This window comes from Delftia sp. SD018 (genome assembly GCF_017355445.1).
Lineage (GTDB): Bacteria > Pseudomonadota > Gammaproteobacteria > Burkholderiales > Burkholderiaceae_C > Comamonas > Comamonas acidovorans.
In genome coordinates this window covers 15,424-35,190 of record NZ_JADDRN010000042.1, presented here as the reverse complement: position 1 = coordinate 35,190, position 19,767 = coordinate 15,424, and the positions used below count along the sequence as shown (strand labels likewise).

Below are 19,767 nucleotides of genomic sequence, written 5' to 3'. Positions count from 1 at the left end.
CGGCGCACTCATCCGCGTATCCGCACTGTTGGCCTGCCAGTGTGCCCAGGCACGCCCCGTGCTGGCGTCGTAGACCAGCTTGAAGATATGGCTGGGCACATGGACCTTGCCCGGCCCGATGGTGAGCGGCTGGCCGTCGAACACCGGCCCGGTGAACACATAGACATCGCCCTGGGCGCGCTGGGCGTAGCGGCGCGTGTCCTGCTCCACCTTGCTCCAGACGCCGCCGTTGTGGGTCTGGTCCTGCGGAACCATGTTGGCCAGGCTGAAGCTCTGGGCCATGGCTTCGGGCGAGTACATGTCGCCGGCCGGCGCCATGTGTCCGCGCGAGTAGCCGGAGCGGCGGTAGTCGTCCAGCTCGGCGCGCTCGGCGCGGGGCAGGCGGGCATCGGCATAGAACTTGTCGCTGCGCTTGAGGCCCTGGCCCTGGTCCAGCAGTTTGCGGTTCAGGCGCTCCACCACGAAGACGGGCGTCTTGGTCTGGCCGCTGTGCAGCACGGCGAAGGCGCTGAAGCACAGCTCGCGCTGCTGGGGCTGGATCTGCAGGGCAGGGGGCTCGCCACCGGGGAAGAAATCGCGGCAGTGCGAAAAGCCCGTGGCCATGCTGCCGGCAGGCGGGCTGCCGCCACCGGAGGCCGTGCCCGAACCTGTCTCCGGCTGCTTGCGCAGGTGCTCCAGCCCGGGGATGGGCAGGGTGGACAGGAAGGGCGGCTCGGGAAGCTTGGGGTGCCAGTTCGGGTCCAGGCTGCAACTGGCGATCTGGAAGGTGCCCGCTGCCGCCACAAGGGCGGCGAGCATGGAGCGCCACAGTCCGCTGCGGCCGCTGCGGCTGGAGGCTTTCTTCTTGGAGGCGGGGGAGGAACTGCGCTTGCGCGCGGAAGGCTTCTTGTTCTTGACAGTCATTCGGGGGCGGCAGGCGCTGGCCGCTGGGAGGCAAGTCCGCGATGGCGCGGGTTCTGATTCGGGTCCTAGGAATTCTCCTATGTTTCCAGGCCCCCAAATGTGTCCAGATGCCCTGAAAGCGGGCCGCGCATGGCCTGATGTCAGGTCTTGGGCTGGAGGTGGGCAGCCCTTGGTTCGGCAGGCGCGCCGAACCAGCACAGCGCCAGCGCCAGCACCGCGATGCCGCCCAGCGAAAGAAAGGCCGCATCAAAGCCGAAGCGCTGCGCAATCCAGCCCGCCAGTGCCGGGCTGGCGGCCGCGCCCAGGCCCTGCAGCGTCATCACGGCGCCCAGGCCTGCGTTGACGTGGCCGGTGCCGCGCAGCGTCTGCGCGACCAGGCCTGGCAGGGCAACGCCCAGCAGCCCGGCGCCCACGCCGTCGAGCACCTGCACGGGAATCAGCGCCCAGTCCGAATCCCAGGTGGCGGCGACCAGGCCGCGCAGCGGCAGCGACAGCAGGGCCGCCTTGACCAGCAGCCAGTAGCCGCTGCGCTGGGCGTGGCGCCCGGCGAGCAGGGCCATGGGGATCATGACCAGTTGCGCCACGATGATGGTCAGCGCCGTGAAGCCGCTGGGATTGGCATGGCCGCGCGCCACGGCGGCCTGGCCCAGCAGCGGCAGCATGGCGGCATTGCCCAGGTGAAACAGCAGCATGGCCGCGGCCAGCACCCGCAGCGCCGGCGTGCCCGTGAGCACGTGCAGCAGGCCGGGGGCGCAAGGCCCGGCCTGCTCTTGGGGCGGCGTGCCTTGCGGGGTTTCATCCAGCCGCATCAGCGCCAGGCAGCCCAGCGAGGCGCAGCCCATCAGGGCCATGAGCACGAAGACGGAGGGCAGTCCCCAGCGCAGGCCCATGGCCCCCGCCAGTGCGGCCGTGGCCACGTTGCCTGCGTGGTTCCAGGCTTCGTTGATGCCCAGTTGCCGGGGCAGGTCCGCATGGCCGGTGATCTGCAGCGTGATGCCCAGCAGGCAGGGCGCGATCAGGGCCGCGACCACGCCGGTGATGACCTGCGATGCCGCCGTCACGGCCAGCGATGGTGCGATCCAGATGGCCAGGTTGCCCGCCAGCAGCAGGGCGATGGCCGCTGCCAGCAGCCTGCGCTTGCGGCGCGAGGCATCGACCAGCGCGCCCAGCGGCGTGGTGGCCAGCATGCCCGCGATGCCACCCAGGGCCATGACGTAGCCGATATCGTCCAGCCGCCAGCCCTGGGCGAGCAGGAACACGCCCAGGAACGGTCCCAGGCCGTCGCGCACATCGGCCAGGAAGAAGTTGAGCCCCGGCAGCCAGCGCCGCGCATGGTGGTGTGTGCGGTGCATGGAGGCTTCCTTCAGCGCAGGGGGCCCTTGAACACGAAGAAGGCGCCCAGGCAGATGAAGCCGAAGCCCACCAGGTGGTTGAGGGTGAGCTTCTCGCCCAGGTAGAGCACGGAAAAGACGGCGAACACCACCAGCGTGATCACCTCCTGGATGGTCTTGAGCTCGGCCGCGCTGTAGACCTCATGGCCGAGCCGGTTGGCGGGCACGGCAAAGCAGTACTCGGCCAGCGCGATCAGCCAGCTCACCAGGATGACGAGGTACAGCGGCCGGTTCTCGAACTTCAGGTGCCCGTACCAGGCGAAGGTCATGAAGACGTTGGAGATCAGCAGCAGCAGGACGGGGGCGATCTTGGGGGACATGGTGGGGTTCGGTGAAGGCGGGAAAGCAGGAAAGCAGGAAAGCAGAACAGCAGGAAGGGGCAGGAGCCCGCCCGGCCCCGGGGACCGGGCGGTGGTGTCAGCGCGCGCGGTCGTACAGCGGCTGCAGGTCCGACAGGCTGGCACCCATGCTGGTGGCCTCCAGCGAGGTGCCGTGCGCGTTGCGCGTGCCCAGGCCCGAGGCGGCAAACAGCTGCCCCGGCTGCAGCGGCTGCTGCAGCGCATGGGGGGCAAAGCGCACGATGGCACCGTCGGACAGGATGACGCCGTTGGCATCGCCGCGCGGGCCGGTGAGGACCACGTCAATGCGGCCCTGGGCCTGCTGCGTCTGCAGGCCGGCCATGCGCAGGTGCGGCGGCATGGGGCGCGTGCCGTCGCGGGCGGGCGGCTGGTCGTACACGGTCTGGCCGCTGGCCGAGTTCACGATGGCATCCGCCTTGACCGCACCACCGGCTTCGCTGCGGCCGATGATGCGCACCGTGTCGCCCACCTTCACGGCTGCCGTGAGCGCGTCGGACATATGCGGCGGGAACCGGACCACCGTGCCGTCGGTCAGGCGCAGGCCGTCCACCTCTCCATACGGATTGGTCAGCAGCCGGGCGACGGCGCTTTCAAGCACGGCCTGTGCGTGCGGCGCGCCAGGCCCTGCAGGGGCTGAAGGGGCTGAAGGGGCTGCAGGGCCTGAAGAGGCGAAGCCGCCGGGCGGCACGGCATGCGCATTCAATGCGCTGGAACCCAGCCACAGAACGGCGGAGGAAAGAACAAATCGGGACATGAGGGCTCCTTGGTTGGCGATGGACACGCATCCGTCAATGCAAGTGCCATGCCATCAGGAATCTTCATGAAATCAAGGGCTTGCAGTGGATGCTGCGGGCCCGGTGTCCGATGCGGAGACAGCAGGTGTCACCGTATCGGACACATGCGGTGCCGTCCGTGCGTCCGCGCGTCCGTGCGCCCATTGCTGCCTCAGCCCAGCCCGAACTCCGCCAGCTTGCGGTACAGCTGCTGGCGCGACAGTCCCAGGCGGCGCGCAGCCTCGGCACGGTTGCCTGTGGCGGCGGCCAGGGCACGCGTGACCATTTCTCGCTCCAGCTGGGCGACGGCGGCGGCCAGCGGGCCGTTCCAGTCGATGGCGGGCCCGTGCGCCGCGGCAGGCTGCAGGCCGATGTGCTCGGCCCCGATGACCGGCCCGGGGCACAGCAGGGCCGCGCGCTCCATGGCGTTGCGCAGCTCGCGCACGTTGCCGGGCCAGTCGTGCGCCAGCAGCAGGCGCGCGGCGTCGGCACCCAAGCGTTTGGGCGAGGTGCCGCCGCCTTGGCGCAGGAAATGCTCGGCCAGCAGCAGCACGTCGCCCAGGCGCTCGCGCAGCGGCGGCAGGTGCACGGGCACGACCTGGAGCCGGTACCAGAGATCCTCGCGAAAGCGCCCCTGCCTGACGGCGTCCGGCAGGTCGCGGTGCGTGGCCGCGATGATGCGTACGTTCACGGGCAGCGCCCGGCTGGCGCCCACGGGCGTGATCTCGCGCTCCTGCAGCGCCCGGAGGATCTTGGCCTGCGTGGGCAGCGGCATGTCGCCCACTTCATCGAGGAACAGCGTGCCGCCCTGCGCCTCGCGAAAGCGCCCGGCGCGGTCGCTGGCGGCGCCCGTGAAGGCGCCCTTCACATGGCCGAAGAGTTCGCTTTCCATCAGGTCTGCCGGAATGGCCGCGCAGTTGACGGCCACGAAGGGGCGCTCCGCCCGGGCGCTGTTGCGGTGCAGGGCGCGCGCCACCAGTTCCTTGCCCGTGCCGGTCTCGCCCAGCACCAGCACGGTGGCGTCGCTGTCCGCCGCCAGGCCGATGCGCTTGAAGACCTGCCGCATGGCCTCGCTGCCGCTGACCAGCTCGGCTTCATCGCCATCCTGCTCCGGGTTCTGCGCCGGATTCTGTGCGGCGTTCTCGGGGCTGCCGGCCTGGCCGGCACTGAGCAAGGCGCGCTCCAGCACCTCGACCAGCGAGGTTCTGGCAATGGGCTTGGTCAGGTGGTCGAAGGCGCCCAGGCGCATGGCCTCGATGGTGTTGCTGCCGCTGGCATAGGCCGTCAGCATGATGCAGGGCGCCCGCGAGAGGCCGCGGGCCTTGCGCAGGAAGGCCAGCCCGTCCTCGCCGGGCATGCGCAGGTCGACGATGGCCACATCCACCGAACCGCCCTGCAGCACCTGCAGCCCCGTCGCCACCGTGGGCGCCGCGCTGACCGCGTGGCCCAGGTCGCCCAGCATCTCGGCCAGGCTTTCGCGGAAGGCCGTGTCATCGTCAACGATCAGGATGTGGGCCATGGAAATTCCATTTCTATGCGGGTGCCTTGTGTTGTCTTGCCCAGCGCGATGCGGCCGCCATGGGCCAGCACGATTTCGCGCACCAGCGCCAATCCCAGCCCGGTGCCGCCGGGGCGCGCGGTGGTGAAGGGCTCGAACAGCGTGTCGCGCAGCTCGGGCGCAATGCCCGTGCCGTCATCGGCCACCCACAGTTGCAGCGGGCTGTTGCGGTGGGCGCTCCGGTCCGCGCCCAGTTCCACCCGGCCGCCGGCCGCCGTGTGCGCCAGAGCGTTGAGCAGCAGATTGTCCAGCGCCCTGGCCATCTGCACGGGGTCCAGCAGCGGGCGGCGCCCATCCTGCAGGTCCCGGGCAAGGCCCGCGGACACTGCCGTTGCCAGTTGCACACCCCTGGCCTGGACCAGCTCGGCATGTGCCTGCAGCCTTTCGTCCAGCAGCTGCTGCAGGTCCACCGGCTCCGGTTGCACCCGGAAGGGCTGGGTCAAGGCCAGCAGGCTCGATACCAGGTCTTCCAGGCGCGCGGTCTGGGCCAGCACGGCCTCCAGCGCGCCCTGGCTGCGCGCTTCGCGCAGTGGCGCGGGCGCTGCCAGCGCGGTCTCGGCCTTCATGCGCATGGTGCCCAGCGGGTTGCGGATCTCGTGCGCCAGGCCTGCGGACAGCCGGCCCAGGGTGGCCAGCCGTTCGGCGCTGAGCAGTTGCTGCTCCATCTGTGCCGACTGCCGCTGCCAGCGCCGCAGCATTCTGCCCAGCCACAGGCCCGAGACCAGGACCATGCCCAGCAGCAGGCTGACGGCAAGGATGAGGGGGTTGACCACGTCGGCGCTGATCAGGGGAACGCGCATCAGCGTCCAGGCCACCAGGGCGGGCGCATCGGCCTGGGCCGGGCAGGCGGCAAAGACGACCGCCTCGCGCAGGCCGGGGCGCAGGTCGGTCACCAGGCCTGCGCTGTCCCGCGCGCGCTGGGCGGTGGAGGCGATGCGCTCCATCTCCGCACTGGGCGCATCGCGCTTGATGCCCGAGCCGTCGTAGGTGGGAAAGGCATAGGCCACCACGCCGGGGCCCTCGCGCCAGAAGCCGCCTTCCATGCCCGGGCGCTCGCGCAGCGCCAGGTCCAGCACGGCCTGCGCGGCGGACCGGGCCTGTGCGCTGGGCGTGTCCGCCATCAACCCCGCCAGCCCCATGCGCGCGGCCCCGGCCTGCAGTGCGCTGCAGCTGACGCCTGCGGCGTCGCGTGCCCGGGAAACCTGCTGGTCGGTGCCCTGCCGGCTCAGCAGCAGCAGCAGCCACGCCAGCACCAGGGCGACGGCCGAGATGGTGAGCCAGAGGATCACCAGATCCCGTTGGATGGACTTTTGCGGGGACAGGGCCGGCTCCTGAAGTGATGCGCTGGAACATACACCGAAAGGGGGGCTACGCCTGGCAGCCAGGGCCGCTTCGCCCCGCGCGGCCGCTGTGAAAGTAACGCCGTGGCGCGCCGGCGTTACGTGACATCGCCCGTAACGCCGCGAGGTGACATGGCGGCGGCTGTGCATGGGTGTCCAAATAAATCAATAGGTTACAGATGGCTTTGAGTTGGATGAAGACGTCCAGGCCCATGGCACGCTTGTTGCAACAGGATGCAAAAAGCTTGTCGCAGTGTCTGGGAAACCGGGTGCTGCGCCACGCACCCCATCGATCGCTGTCTTTCGGAGGAGAAACCATGGCCGCTGTCTCGTTGTCGTTTGCAGGCGTGCCCCTGCCGCGACTGCGCGCCCACCCGGACAGGGCGCGCAGCAAGCCGTTGAACGTGCCCGCCTCGTTTGCGTCTGCGGCGGTGCCGCGCGCTTCTGGCTTTGCCTCTGCGCGCGAGGCCGGTGATGGAAGCGCGCATGCACAGATGGCACCGGTGGCAATGCTGACGCGCGTGAGCGAGGGCGTGCGCATCGTGCGGCGCAACGATGTGATCGCGGCCCAGGCCGGCGCCGTGCTGCAGCAGGGCGACCGCGTCATCGTGCCCCAGCAGGGCGGCGCGCAGGCCGTGTTCCAGGAGCAGGACGGGCAGGCGCTGCTGGGCAGCTTCGCAGGTGGCACGGACGCCACGCTGGCGTATTTCAGCCGCAAGGCGGATGCCTGCTCGGTGGTCTTTGACCTGGTGGCCGGCCATGTGGACCTGGCGCTGTCGGCCGTGGATGCCGGCGTGCTCGGCGGCGGGCCCACGGGCCGGGGGCGCAGGGCGATCGGATTTCACTGCTATTCACAACCCATTGCAGGCCGTTGAATGAAGGAGCACACCATGCACGACGACATCATCGAAGCTCCGCCCGGCGACACCCCCGTGGACCTGGCCATCTGGCTGTCGCCCCTGCAGACCTGGCGCAGCGTCTACGGCAACGGCTTCTGCGAGGAGGCCATGCGGGTCTGCGTGGAGCGGCTCACGGGCTTGGGCATCGATGCCGAATCGTTGGAGCGTGCGGGCGACACGGTGCTGGTTCGGGGGGTCGATCCCCGCACGATGGCTGACACGGTGCTGCCCGGCAATCAGGCCCGGCATGGCTGGATGCATGCGCTGGAGTCCGCCCTGGTGCGCGACCCGGTGGTGGACGGCGCGCGCCAGGCCTATCTGCGCGCCGAGGTGCAGGCGCTGGGCTGCGTCTCCCTGACGGGCCTGCACGAGATACGCGGCAAGGGCCACGCCACGGCGGGCGTCCAGGACATGGCGGTGCGCAGGATGCACCCCAGGCTGATCAAGGCCTACCAGGCCGACATGCAGTTGGCGGGCCGCCTGCTGGACGATCTGCGGCTGGGCCACCTGGCGCTGGCATTCCAGCCCGTGACGCTGCTGGAGCCCGCAGGCATGACAGGCGGAGGCAGTGGGGCCGGCGCGGGCCGCACGCTCTACCACGAGTGCCTGCTGCGCCGCAGCGTGTTCTCTGCCTACGACAACTATGCCGTGCCCCATGCCATCGAGGCGCTGGAGCGCCTGGGCCTGGCCGCGCGGCTGGACCGCAGCGTGCTGTGGTCGGTGATAGGCGCGCTGGAGATGAAGACCGGCCACAGCCTGGGCTGCAATCTGTCGGCCGCCTCGTTCTGCGACGACGCCTGGTGGGACGGCGTGTTCGACTACCTGGAGGACCGGCCCGAGATCGCCCAGCGCCTGGTGCTGGAGATCACCGAGACCGGCGCCTTCCCCTGCGAGAAGGCCGCTCTGGGCTTGGTGCGGCACCTGCAGATCCTGGGCGTGCGCGTGGCGCTGGACGACATCGTGCCCCGGCGCGGCGGCCTGGACATTCTGGGCAAGCTGCGCGCCAACATCGTCAAGATCGACAAGTCCGTGCTGGACCAGAGCCTGCAGGCCCGGCCTTCGGCCCGGATGATGCAGGGCCTGGTCAGCCTGTGCGCCGACCGGGGCGCCTGCGTGATCGTGGAAGGCATCGAGTCCGCGCAGGGCCTGGAGGCCGTGGCGCTGGCGGGCGCCCATGGCGCGCAGGGCTTCTTCATCGCCCGGCCCTCGCTGCATGGTCTGCTGGACCAGGTGGTGCGCGTGGAAGACGTGCTGGAGGTGCTGGAGGCGACCGAGGTGCAGGACGGCGACGAGCTGGACATGGCCCTGAGCTGGAGCGGCATGGAGCGCATGTCTGCTCTTGTGGCGGCCTCAACCGTGTCTGGTGGAGCCGAGGTGTCGGCCGCCGAGACCGGCATGAGCACGGGATTTTTCCTGCAGGCGCGGGCCTGAGGCCTGGACCTATCCCGCCCCTGGCCCGCGCCTGGCCCGGGCCGGTGCGGCACCTCACTCCAGCATCAGCGGGGCGGCCTTGCGCCGCGCCATGGCCAGGCGGAACAGGTCCATGAAGCGCGGAGCCACGTTGGAGATGTGAAAGCGCTTGCCCGTCTCGCGCGCGGCCCGGCCGTAGCGCTGGCGCCGGGCCGGGTCGTCGCGCAGCTGGCGGATGGCGCCGATCCAGGCGTCGTCGCTGTCGGGCAGCAGCAGGCCGTTGACATCGTTTTGCACCAGCTCCGGCACAAAGCCCCAGTTCGATCCGATCACGCAGCCGCCGCGCGCCAGGATCTCCATCAGGCCCCAGTTGGCCACGCCGTAGCGCAGCGGATAGAGGAACAGGTCCACCGAGGCCAGCGTGCGCGCGAACTCGTCATACGGCAGCTTGCCCGGGAACTCCACCACCTGGGCGGCCGGGTGGATCTGCAGAAGATGGTCGCGGAAACTGGCCACCTTGCCCTGGTAGCGGCGCTCCACCCATTGCTGTTCGTAACCGTAGGTCACGGCCGTGGGGTCGCCCAGGGCGATGAAGCGCATCTGCTGGCCATCGCCCTCGCGCACCAGTCGGTCGACCAGGCGCATGAAGGTCTCGAAGCCCTTGGAGCTGGACAGGTCGCGCGATGAGAAGGCCACGGTGAAGCGCGTGTCCTGGCGCGGCGGCGGCTCGGCCTGCTCGTCGGGCGCCTGGATGTCGAAGCCCTCGAACTGCACGGCCACGCGCTCCTGCAGCAGCGGCGGGAACAGCGAGCGTGCATGGGCGCTGGGCGTGATGGTCAGGTCGCTGCACAGCACCTGGTGGTAGTGCAGCATTTCCATGTTGCGGTCGGCCAGGCGCTGGGACAGGTCGGGCGGGTAGTCGGGCTCGTTGCCGTGCACGCGGTAGCTGGGGAACTCGATGTAGCTGACGATGGCGGCATCGATCTCGCCGTACAGCAGGTTGGGCGCGGCCCACAGCGAGTGGGCGACCACCACGTCGATGCGCTTGCCCTTTTCCTTCTCGAAGGCCTGCAGGCCCTGCAGCAGGCCGCGGCCTATGCGTGCCGAGCGCTCCACCTTGCTGGAGTAGTAGTAGCTTTGCGGGCCGACGATGTCGCCATCGGGCCGGAACGACAGCAGGTGGTCGCACTGGCTGGCGTAGTTCTCGGCGTGGCCGGGCATGGTCATGAACCAGCTGTCGGCCGCGCCGCTGGCGCGAAGGTGGCTGCACAGCAGGCTGTACTGGCTGGGGTAGACGGCGCTGACGAAGATGATGACCGGCTTGTCCTGCATGTTCGTGGAAGTCTCCATAGCGTGGGGGGAAGGGGATGTGTCGGAGGGCGTGCTCAGCCCGGCACGGGCACTTCGGGCTCGCCGTCGCTGATCTGGTATTTGCGCATCTTTTCCCAGAGCACCTTGCGGCTGATGCCCAGGTGCTGGGCCGTGTTCTGGCGCTTCCAGTCGTTGGTGTTGAGCGCCGCGATGATGCGGTTGCGCTCGTCCATGTCCCAGTTGCTGCGGTCGGCCAGCAGGGGCTCGGCGGCGCCCGCGTCCGGCGGGAAGGTGGTGGCCGACAGGGCCTGGGCGTGCTGCAGGATGCGCTGCGTGGCGCCGTCGGCGTTCCAGTCGCGCGTCTGGCGGGCGGCCACGCCGATGCGCTCGGCCAGGTTGCGCAGCTCGCGCACATTGCCGGGGAAGTACATCTGGGCCACGGCGTCGAGGATGAAGAAGGGCGCCTCGCCCAGCTCCTTCATCGTGGCCTCGCCCACCACCTTGCGCAGGATGGCGTGGAAGATGGCCAGCTTGTCGGCCTCGCCGCGCTCCTCCAGGCTGGGTATCTGCAGCTCGATCACGGCCAGGCGGAAGAACAGGTCGGCCCGGAAGCGCCCCTCGCGCACCAGCCCGCGCAGCGGCTTGTTGGTGGCCGCCACCAGCCGGAAGTCCAGCCGCACGGCGGCGGCCGAGCCCAGCCGCGTGATGGCGCGCTCTTCCAGCACGCGCAGCAGCTTGACCTGCTGGTACAGCGGCAGGTCCGCGATCTCGTCCAGGAACAGCGTGCCGCCGTTGGCCTGCTCCAGATAGCCCTTGTGGGCATTCACCGCGCCCGTGAACGAGCCCTTGGCGTGGCCGAAGAACAGGGACTCGAACAGCCCGTCCGGGATGGCGCCGCAGTTGACCACCACGAAGGGGCCCTGGCCGTAGCGGTTGTTGCGCTCGTGCAGCCGCTCGGCAATGCGCTCCTTGCCCACGCCGGTCTCGCCGATGATGAGCACGCTGTGCTCGCAGTCGGCAAAGGTGTCCACGTCGCGCAGCAGGCGCTGCATGCAGTCGGCCACGGCGATGATGTCCTCCGAGCGCTGCACCTGGCGCTGGTTGCTCTGCATGCGCCGCAGGATGCGCACCAGCATGGCCCGCAGCTCGGCCCCCGTGAAGTCGAAGGGCAGCACATGCGAGTACTCCATGGCATAGGTGCCGGCGTTGGCGTCGCGCTGCTTGGCGCTGACCCACAGCACGGGCATGCCGAAGGTGCCCTCCACGCCCTGGCGCGTGAAGCGCGCGCCCTCCAGCACCGAGACGCTGACCACGGCAATCGCATTGCCCAGCTCGCTGGTGTCGGCGGGCAGGGTCAGCCCGTCGGCGCGCACCACGTCCACGCCCAGGTTGAGCACGCAGCGCTCCACCCGCTCGGCGATATCGGCCTGGCCTTCCCAGACATAGATGACGAGCTCGTCCAGATTCACGTTGCATTCCCTCGTTGTCGATTCATGGATTGGATGGCCTTGCCTGCCGTTCAGAAAACCAGTTGCGCCGTGTCGCAGCCGATGGACAGGGCCTTGATGTCGGTGCGGCCCACCTCCAGCCCCAGCGTGTCCTTGAGCACGCTGGTCAGCAGCGTGCCCACGCCGTTGAGGATGGGCTTGAGCACGGTGGTGACCAGCGGCTTGAGCAGAGTGCACAGGGCGCCGGTGCAGGTGAGGTTGTTGTCGCGATTGAGCAGGGACTGGATTTCGGGGCTGTTGGGGTTGATCGCGTACAGGTACTGCGGGTGCGAGGTCAGCAGCTTGGTCACGTTGTTCTTGACGCAGCCATTCCAGTTGAGCAGCGAGCTGAGCAGGCCCGCGCAGCTCTGGTAGCCGTTGTCGTAGGTGGAGATGCCCAGCACATCCAGCAGGCCGCCGGGCACGCTGGTGTAGGAGTTGAGGGCGGCCGAGAACGTGCCGCTGTTCCAGGTGGAGGACGGGCAGGCCACCAGCAGGCAGGACTTGGCGATGGCGTTGTTGAACGTGAAGTTGGACGTGAGCAGCGGCGGCATGTAGTCCTTGTCGCCGGCCACGCCGCGCCCGCTGAGCAGCAGGTTGGTGAGGCTGGTCACGTTGTAGAGCCCGTTCACCATGGAGGCGTCCAGGTAGGAGCCCAGCAGGCGCGTGGTGATGTCGGTGGGCGTGCTGTTCGGTGGCTGCAGCAGGCCGCTGAGCAGGTTGAGCAGTCCCGTGACGATGTTGTTGACCGTGTCGCCCAGCGCCAGCTGGTTCACCTGCGTGGAGCGGTTGGTCTTGGACCAGTTGGGGTCGGCCGGGTCTTCGTAGCCCGGCTCCATGCCCAGGCCCGTGGTGGAGTCCGTGTACTCCAGCGCCGGCACCCACAGCTTGCCGTTCAGCACGGGCAGGTGCAGCAGGGTGATGAGCTGCTCATTTTGCATGCCCTTCTCGCAGCTTTGCTTGTTGTTGGGGTCCATCTTGCCCACACAGGCGTTGAGGATGGAGGACTTGACCGACAGGTCCATGGTCTGCGGGCTGGCGCTGCACTGCAGCGCGGTCAGCGTGCCCGTGGCGTTGGTGATGTCCACGGCAATGGGCAGCTTGACCTGGGTGCCAAGGATGTCCTTGACCAGCCATTTGAGTGCGCCGCCCAGCAGCTGGTCGGTGTCCACGTTCAGGTTCAGGCGGATCTGCGCGCTGTAGCCCTGCGTGCCGACGGGGCCCACGGCAATGGTGGGCGGCTGCACGATGGTCAGCTGGCCCTTGATGAGCCCGGCCACATCCAGCTGGTTGGCCTGCAGCGCGTGGCCGTTGGCGCCGATGGCAATGGCCGTCTTCAACAGGTCGCCAATGCCCAGCTGCACATCCATGGCCGCGTTCAGCGGATCGGTGCGGCCGGCGCCCAGGAAGGCGAACAGGCCCTTCTGGTCATCCAGGCTGCCCAGCGGGATCTTGATGGTGCTCAGGCCCGCGTTGATGATCTGGGTCTTGAGCGCATTGAGCTGCACGGCCAGCGCGTTGTCGGTGATGGCGCTGATGGAGGCGTCGATCACGTTCAGCAGGGTGACGCTGGCGATGTTGGCCAGGCCCTCGGGCGACAGCGCGCGCAGCTGCTCTATGCCCAGGTTCACGCCCAGGGCCTTGAGCAGGCCGGCCGGGCTGATCTTGGCATCGGCCAGGCCCTTGGAGTCCAGCAAGGTCAGCATGCCCACGTCCAGCCCCACCAGGCCCAGCAGCCCGCCCAGCGGCGTGTCCTTGTTGAAGCGCAGCAGCTGCGAGCCCACCTGGAAGGACGCCACCGAGTCGTTGCGCATGGCAATGGCCTCGGCCACCACGGCACGGCTCCAGGGCCCGGGAAAGATGGTGGGCGAGGTGCCGCCCACCGTCACGCGCGCCGCGTTGAGCGGGCCGGAGCTGGCGTCGAAGAAGCGGCCGCCGCTCGATTGGCGCGCCGGGTCCGCCGGGTTCCAGTTGCCGCAGCTGACCACGGTCTGGGTGCTGTTGCGGGTCAGTGGAACCGGCCAGTTGGCCGTGATGCTGTCCTCGCCCGCCGTCACGCAGGCAGCGCGGTTGCTGCGCTCGGCATTGATGGCCTGGGCCGCCTGGGTGGCCGCCAGATCGGCAATGCGCTGCAGGTCGCGCTTGGCGTAGTACATGTAGCCCAGGTCCACGACGCCGAGCAACAGGAACAGCACCGAGCCCAGCAGGGCGAACTGCACGAGCAGGCCGCCGCCTTGCCGGCGCCCTTGTCGGCGCCCTTGCCGGCGCGTTCGGGGGCGGTGTGCGGATGCGGGGAGGTGGGTGAGCATGCTCTGGTCCTCCTGTCTAGCTGCCGGGCGCAAGCCTGATCAGGCTGCGGGACTCCAGGCGCGTGGGTTCGCCCAAGGTCTGGCTGCCCACCTGCAGGCCCTGGCCCAGCACGGGGGGAAGCATGTACACCACGCTCAGCGTGGCCTGGGAAGTGCCCCAGTCGATCTGTATCTGGGTGGGCGCCGTGCCCGCTGGAATGCCGCTGGCCGCCAGGCTCTGGTTCACCACATCGCTGGTGGCCTGCAGGATGTTGGCGCGTTCGGCCGGCTTGGCCGGGTTGTAGCCCGCCATCCCGCCAAAGGCCAGATGCTGGACCATGCGCGCGCCATCGCCCGTGGCACGCGCCAGCGACTGCTGTGCCTGCAGCACGCGCCAGTACACGAACATGCCCATCAGCAGCATCACCATCACCCCGGCGATCAGCGCGAACTCCACCGCCGCCACGCCACGCTGCCGCCTGCGCAGCCCTGCCGCGAAGGTATCGCCGGTGTCCTGCATGAACTCGGCCGATGCAGCAGGGCGTGCCCCACGCACGGCATGCCCCAACCCAGGGACACCGAGGAAGGGCCGACCCGCCCCGAGGGTGTCGCCGGTGGCCCGTATGCCCCCCTCCCGCGAAGCGAGAGAGGGGGAAGGCGCGAAGCGACTCAGGCGGAGCTTCATAGCCCCCCCCTGTCCACCATGATGTTGGCGCTGGCCGTCAACGTGGTGGGCATGACCAGGCCGAAGCCCGGCAGGGCGGGCGCTATCGGGCTGGTTCCATAAGGGATGGTGAAGCCCACGCGCACCATGCAGCGTTCGGCAACCAGCACGCCGCAGGTCAGCGTGGCCGAGCACAGTTCGCTGTTCTGCAGCCTGCAGATGCGCACGTCGATGCTGCCAGCCGTGGGCCGGAGGTCGGCGGGCAGCCAGTCGAGCCGCTGCTGCACCAGGCTGCGGGCCGCGTCCAGGCGGGCGCTGCGGCTGGTCTGGTAGCGCAGCGTGGCCCGCGCGGCGTCTTCGGCGGCGGCCTGCATGGATTCGCGCACCAGGAACGCCAGCCCGTAGCTGATGCAGGCATACAGCAGGGCAAAGAACACCGGGAAGATGATGGCCCACTCCAGCGCATACACCCCCCGCTGCCGCAGGCTGGCAGATCGGTGGGAGCGGTGAGCGCGGGGTTGGCGCCGGGTCATGGTCGTTCCTGCAAGCCGTGGCCGGGGCCGGCCTCAGTTCTTGCCGCCGGCTTCGACGCCGGTCTTGTACAGGGCGGGGATTTCCGTCTCGAAGCTCTTGAGGTAGCGCGCATAGCTGCGCCGCGCCTGCTCGCCCGCGATGGGGCGCGCACGCTGGCCCGGCTGGCTGTGCTGCATTTCCAGCAGCCGCAGGGTGCCCCCGCCGATGTCGATCTCGCGCCGGGGCTGGTACATCACGGTTCCATCGGGGTTGGTGTAGAGCGTGTAGCCGACCAGGATGGAGTCGGTGGAGGGCTCGGCGAACACATGGGGCCGTGCATCCACCTGCTCGGGCGGGCTCTGCACTTCGCCGAAGGCCTGGGCATGCAGCGCGGCCGTGGGAAGCAGGGCCAGGCCGGCGGCCAGCAGCCAGGGGGCCAGAGCGTTGGCGACTGCAGTGCGGCGCGGCGGGTCCATGCGGTATGTGTCTGGCATGTCGTGCTCCTCAAAGTGGCGAGGCCGGTGCTGCGCCTGCGGCTCCGGGCGGCTCGGAAAGAAGAATGCGCCGGGTGATGCCGGCCGGCAGGGTCTCGGGCAGGGCCTCGGTGGCGCGTGCTTCGGGGCGGGTGCCCAGGGTCGGCACAGGGGGCAGCACAGGGGCGCTGGACACAGCGGCACCGGCACCGACCTCTGCAGGCAGGCTGTCGCCGCGCAGGCGCACGGCATCGCGCACGCTGGTCAGCTGTGCCTGCAGGGTCTGCAGCGAGGTCTGGTCGATCATGGGCAGGGCGCCCTTGGCCTGGGGCTGGGCCAGCTGGCGCAGCAGCTGCGACGCCTGGGCCTGGTTGCCGCTGGCCAGCCAGAACAGCGCCATGTTCAGCTGCACCCGCGCGTTGGCCGGGGCGAGTTGCGAGGCCTGCATGATGGGCATCTGCGCGGCGGCCAGCCGGCCGTCGAGCATGTGGGCGTAGGCCAGGTCACTGAGCACGTTGGCGTCGATGGGGTTGAGCTGGCGCGCCTTGTCCAGCTGCTCCACGGCCTGGCCATACTGGCCCTGGCTTGCGTACAGCAGGCCCAGGCCGCGCCGCGCCCGCGCCGTGGTGGCGCCCTGCAGCAGCGCCAGGTAGGCCTGCCGGGCCTGCTCGACCTGGCCGGTGTTGCGCAGCGCGTCGGCCCGCATCAGGCGCGACTCCGGGTTCACGCCGTACTGCTGCTCGAAGGCTTCGGTGTGCGCCAGCGAGGCATACCACTGGCCCGCCTGCTGCATCTGCGTGATCAGGTCCAGATAGGTCTGGGCGTTGTCCACCTGGGTGGCCTGCTGGGCGTTCTGCAATTGCTGCTGGGCCTGGGCGGCGGTTTCCTGCTGCGCGGAAGGGGCGCCGTAGCCCTGCGGTCCCTTGCTGGCGCAGCCGGCCAGGGTCAAGGCCAGGGTCGCCAGGGCTGCCAGGGCTGCCAGGGTTGCAAGGGGTGCCGGCGCTGGCGTCCGCCCTGCGCGGGTGTTTTCCTGGTGTCGCATGCCTAGCGTCCTCCCATGGTGGTCAATGCCCTGATCACGGCCAGGAAGCCGGGGCCCGCCGTGATGACGAGCAGGGCGGGCAGCAGCGTGAGGACCATGACGCCCGTCATCTTGACGGTGATGGAACCTATCTTTTCCTTGAAGCTGGCCTGGCGCTTTTCGCGCAGCCGGATGCTGAATTCCCGCAGCGGCTCCTGCACGGCGCCGCCATGCTTGTCCACTTGCACCAGCAGATTGACGATGGCGCTCATGTCGTCGTCGGCGCTCATGTTGACCATGCGCTGGAAGGATTGCTCGCGCGTGCGCCCGGTGTTGTAGAGCTGGTTGGCCAGGGCCAGCTCGCCGCTGATGACGCGCAGCACGCTCTTGAATTCCGAGGCCAGGATCTGCAGGCTCTGGTCCACGCTCAGGCCCACGCCCTGCAGCAGCCGCAGCAGGTCCACGAACAGCGGCAGTTCCTCGACCACCTGCTCGCGCCGGCCCTTGGCCCGCGAGCGCAGAAACCATTTGGGAAGCATGAGCCCCAGGCTCACCCCGAGAAAGCCGTAGATCAGCGCCGCGTTTTCGCCGGGGCGCAGCACACCCAGCGCCAGCAGGGGCAGGAGCACGCACAGCACCATGCGGCTGGCCACATAGGCCATGCTGCCGTTGCGCGTGCCCACGCCGGCCTGGTCCAGCAGCTTGCGGTCCTCATCGGCCAGCAAGGCCTTGGCCACGCCCCATTGCAGCCAGGCCGGGGGCGGGAGGTTGGCGGCCACCGCCTGTGGCGAATCGGAGGAACGCACGTTGATGGACAGCGGGTTGAGCAGCTGCGCGTCGTTGGCCTGCAGGGCGCTCTTCGTGGCGGCCTTCGGGGTCGATGCGGTATCGCGCGCCTGCAATATCCTGGCGACCTGGCTGGAGGCACGGGCCGAGCGCCACAGCTTCCACACCAGGGCGCAGGCCCACAGCACCAGTCCCAGCGCGCCCAGGCTGATGCTGGCGATCCACAGTTGCTGCGGGGTCATGCGTGGCTCCTTGCGCAGACGGATGGGTGGGCCTGTACCTGTGCCTGTGCCTGTGCTGTCATGGGTTCACCTCAGCTTGGCCAGCCGGTAGAGAAGAAAGGCGCCCAGGGCCTCCAGGGCGGCGGCGACCAGGACCATGGTCTGGCCGCTGTCGTCGTTCCACATGCGCATGAAGTAGCCGCGGTTGATCACCATGATCAGCGCCCCCACCACCAGGGGCAGCAGGGCCAGCACCCAGGCCGACATGCGGATCTCGGAGGACAGCGCATGCAGCTCGCGCTCGGCGGACTGGCGGTCGCGGATGTAGGCCGAGACACGCTCCAGCACCAGGTCGGCGCGGCCGCCATAGCGCACGCTCATGCGGAACACGGCGGCCAGCAGGCCGAATTCGGGCAGGCGCCAGTTGCGCTCCAGCTGGCCCATGGCCTGCCCCAGGTCGGGCGATGCGCTGAGCATGGCCGCCGCCTGCTGCAGCGCGTCGCCCAGCGGATCGGGGACGTTGTTCAGCGCCATCTGGAAGGCCGCGTGGGGCGAGTTGCCGATGGAGATCAGGCGGACCATGTTGTCCAGGAAGCCGGGCAGTTGCTGCAGCAGTCTTTCGCGGCGCTTGGCCTGCCGCCGCCAGATGCCGAAGGCCAGCACCACGGCATACAGCACGGCCACCACCAGCCCCGCGGCAGCGCCTGCCTGGCTGGTCGCCAGCAAGGCCAGCACCAGGCCGGTGATGGCGAACAGGGCCAGGGTGTTGGACGAGATTCCCCAGGACTGGACGCCCAGCCGCTGGGCCAGCCACTGCACGGCAGCGGGTGAGGGCGCGGACTGCGCCGCGGGGGCGCGGAAGGCGGGCTCGGCCATGGGCGGGGAGGGCGAGATCACCTCCCGGTGGCCGTCCACGCTGCGCTTCATGTGCAGGTTGATCGACTGCTCATGCTCCTTGCGGCGCCCGCGCATGATCACCCACAGCGCCAGGGCCAGCAGCAGGCAGGCCAGCGCGCCGAGGATGAGGACGGCGGGTGCCAGGCCTGTCATCGCACGCCTCCGTGGCCGGTCTGCTGCTGCATGCGCCACCAGCTCAGCAGCTTGGGCGAGTGCGGCGAGATGCCCAGCGACACCCACTGGTCGATCTCCTGCCCGTCAGGGCCCACCTGGGGCTCGTAGCGGTACAGCTCCTGCATGGAGATCATGTTGTCCGTCATGCCCGTGACCTCGGTCAGCGACAGCAGGCGGCGGCGGCCGTTGGACAGGCGGCCGATCTGCACGATGAAGTCCACGGCATTGGCGATCTGGCGGCGCAGGCTGACCTCGCTGCCCTGAAAGCCCGCGAAGCCGGCCAGCATTTCGGCGCGGTACAGGCATTCGCGCGGGGAGCTGGCGTGGATGGTGCCCATGGAGCCGTCGTGGCCGGTGTTCATGGCCTGCAGCAGCTCCAGCACCTCGCCGCCGCGCACCTCGCCGACGATGATGCGGTCGGGCCGCATGCGCAGGCTGTTGCGCAGCAGGTCGCGGATGCTGACGTGGCCCGAGCCGTCAAAGCCGCCGGGGCGGCTTTCCAGCCGCACCACGTGGTTGTGGTTGAGGGCCAGCTCGGCCGTGTCCTCGATGGAGACGATGCGCTCGCTGCCCGGGATGAAGCTGGCCAGCGCATTGAGCAGGGATGTCTTGCCCGAGCTGGTGCCGCCGCTGACCAGGATGTTGCAGCGCGCCTGCACGGCCATCTCCAGGATGCGGCAGATGTCCTGGTTGAAGGTGCCCAGCTGCACCAGTTCGGGCGGTGTCAGCGGGTCCTTGCGGAACTTGCGGATGGAGACCGAGGGGCCGTCGATGGACAGCGGCTCGATGATGACGTTGATGCGCCCGCCATCGGGCAGGCGGGCATCGACCATGGGGCTGGACTCGTCCAGGCGCCGGCCCAGCGGCGCCAGGATGCGGCGCACGATGCGCAGCACATGCTCGTCGTCCTTGAAGTGCAGCGTCTCGCGCTGCAGCACGCCGCCGCGCGAGACGTAGATGTTGCCGTGGCCGTTGATGAGGATGTCCTCGACCAGCGGGTCTTCCAGCAGCGGCTGCAGCGGCCCCAGTCCCGTGAGCTCGCGCGTGAGGGCGCGCGCCACCTGCAGCGCCTCCTGCTCGTTGACGGGCACGGAGTGCAGGCGGATGAAGCTGTCCAGCTCCATCAGCACGAACTGCGCGATGGCGGCCTGCGACCAACGGCCGAACTCGGCACCCAGCTCCTCGATGCGGCTGAGCAGGTGCTCGTGCGTGCGGTTCTTCAGGTCGAGGAACAGCGCGCTTCGCTCGAACTCGCTGGCCTGGGCGTCGGCCAGATGGGAATAAGCCGTGGTCGTCATG

Annotated in this window: 18 protein-coding genes; 2 read left to right on the top strand and 16 right to left on the bottom strand. The window is 69.4% G+C overall.

Annotated elements, in window-relative coordinates; all coding sequences use genetic code 11:
• The 6 genes from INR38_RS26685 to INR38_RS26660 all read right to left on the bottom strand — a co-directional run.
• The coding region (locus INR38_RS26685) for a DNA/RNA non-specific endonuclease (RefSeq protein ID WP_207476024.1) at positions 1-903 on the bottom strand (903 nt) is incomplete at its 3' end.
• Positions 904-1,043: 140 nt separating this feature from the next.
• Positions 1,044-2,255, bottom strand: a complete 1,212-nt coding sequence (locus tag INR38_RS26680) for an MFS transporter (RefSeq protein WP_207476023.1) — start codon at positions 2,253-2,255, stop codon at positions 1,044-1,046.
• Positions 2,256-2,266: 11 nt separating this feature from the next.
• Positions 2,267-2,614 (bottom strand): DMT family protein, encoded by a 348-nt coding sequence (locus INR38_RS26675; RefSeq protein WP_012203978.1) that lies wholly within the window; start codon positions 2,612-2,614, stop codon positions 2,267-2,269.
• Positions 2,615-2,711: 97 nt separating this feature from the next.
• On the bottom strand, positions 2,712-3,407 hold the full coding sequence (locus INR38_RS26670) for a hypothetical protein (protein ID WP_207476022.1): 696 nt from the start codon (positions 3,405-3,407) through the stop codon (positions 2,712-2,714).
• A gap of 191 nt (positions 3,408-3,598) precedes the next feature.
• Positions 3,599-4,945, bottom strand: a complete 1,347-nt coding sequence (locus INR38_RS26665) for a sigma-54 dependent transcriptional regulator (protein ID WP_207476021.1) — start codon at positions 4,943-4,945, stop codon at positions 3,599-3,601.
• On the bottom strand, positions 4,930-6,273 hold the full coding sequence (locus INR38_RS26660; protein ID WP_347566773.1) for an ATP-binding protein: 1,344 nt from the start codon (positions 6,271-6,273) through the stop codon (positions 4,930-4,932). The genes INR38_RS26665 and INR38_RS26660 overlap by 16 nt, the downstream gene beginning before the upstream one ends.
• Positions 6,274-6,641: 368 nt before the next feature.
• On the opposite strand from INR38_RS26660, the gene INR38_RS26655 reads away from it, so the two are divergent.
• On the top strand, positions 6,642-7,199 hold the full coding sequence (locus INR38_RS26655) for a hypothetical protein (RefSeq protein WP_207476020.1): 558 nt from the start codon (positions 6,642-6,644) through the stop codon (positions 7,197-7,199).
• Between the two features lie 15 nt (positions 7,200-7,214).
• Positions 7,215-8,654, top strand: a complete 1,440-nt coding sequence (locus tag INR38_RS26650; RefSeq protein WP_207476019.1) for an EAL domain-containing protein — start codon at positions 7,215-7,217, stop codon at positions 8,652-8,654.
• Between the two features lie 54 nt (positions 8,655-8,708).
• Here the strand turns inward: INR38_RS26650 and INR38_RS26645 are convergent, their stop codons facing one another.
• The 10 genes from INR38_RS26645 to INR38_RS26600 all read right to left on the bottom strand — a co-directional run bounded on the left by INR38_RS26645 (position 8,709) and on the right by INR38_RS26600 (position 19,766).
• Positions 8,709-9,983: a glycosyltransferase gene (locus INR38_RS26645; protein ID WP_170962079.1), complete on the bottom strand. Its 1,275-nt coding sequence runs from the start codon at positions 9,981-9,983 to the stop codon at positions 8,709-8,711.
• A gap of 35 nt (positions 9,984-10,018) precedes the next feature.
• On the bottom strand, positions 10,019-11,413 hold the full coding sequence (locus INR38_RS26640) for a sigma-54 dependent transcriptional regulator (protein ID WP_013803762.1): 1,395 nt from the start codon (positions 11,411-11,413) through the stop codon (positions 10,019-10,021).
• Positions 11,414-11,463: 50 nt separating this feature from the next.
• Positions 11,464-13,740 carry a TadG family pilus assembly protein gene (locus INR38_RS26635; RefSeq protein ID WP_207476018.1) on the bottom strand — a complete coding sequence of 759 codons (2,277 nt, stop codon included), beginning with the start codon at positions 13,738-13,740 and terminating at the stop codon, positions 11,464-11,466.
• Between the two features lie 16 nt (positions 13,741-13,756).
• Positions 13,757-14,275 carry a TadE/TadG family type IV pilus assembly protein gene (locus tag INR38_RS26630; protein WP_239974107.1) on the bottom strand — a complete coding sequence of 173 codons (519 nt, stop codon included), beginning with the start codon at positions 14,273-14,275 and terminating at the stop codon, positions 13,757-13,759.
• 125 nt (positions 14,276-14,400) lie between these two features.
• Positions 14,401-14,916, bottom strand: a complete 516-nt coding sequence (locus INR38_RS26625) for a TadE/TadG family type IV pilus assembly protein (RefSeq protein WP_047325934.1) — start codon at positions 14,914-14,916, stop codon at positions 14,401-14,403.
• 33 nt (positions 14,917-14,949) lie between these two features.
• Positions 14,950-15,390: a DUF3613 domain-containing protein gene (locus INR38_RS26620; protein ID WP_207476017.1), complete on the bottom strand. Its 441-nt coding sequence runs from the start codon at positions 15,388-15,390 to the stop codon at positions 14,950-14,952.
• Positions 15,391-15,400: 10 nt separating this feature from the next.
• Positions 15,401-16,411 (bottom strand): tetratricopeptide repeat protein, encoded by a 1,011-nt coding sequence (locus tag INR38_RS26615; RefSeq protein ID WP_207476016.1) that lies wholly within the window; start codon positions 16,409-16,411, stop codon positions 15,401-15,403.
• Positions 16,412-16,413: 2 nt separating this feature from the next.
• On the bottom strand, positions 16,414-17,418 hold the full coding sequence (locus INR38_RS26610; RefSeq protein ID WP_207476015.1) for a type II secretion system F family protein: 1,005 nt from the start codon (positions 17,416-17,418) through the stop codon (positions 16,414-16,416).
• A 66-nt stretch (positions 17,419-17,484) separates the two neighbouring features.
• Complete coding sequence (locus INR38_RS26605) at positions 17,485-18,447, bottom strand: type II secretion system F family protein (RefSeq protein WP_207476014.1); 963 nt, start codon at positions 18,445-18,447, stop codon at positions 17,485-17,487.
• On the bottom strand, positions 18,444-19,766 hold the full coding sequence (locus tag INR38_RS26600; protein WP_012203993.1) for a CpaF family protein: 1,323 nt from the start codon (positions 19,764-19,766) through the stop codon (positions 18,444-18,446). Before INR38_RS26600 ends, INR38_RS26605 begins: the two co-directional genes overlap by 4 nt.
• Between the last annotated feature and the right edge of the window lies 1 nt (position 19,767).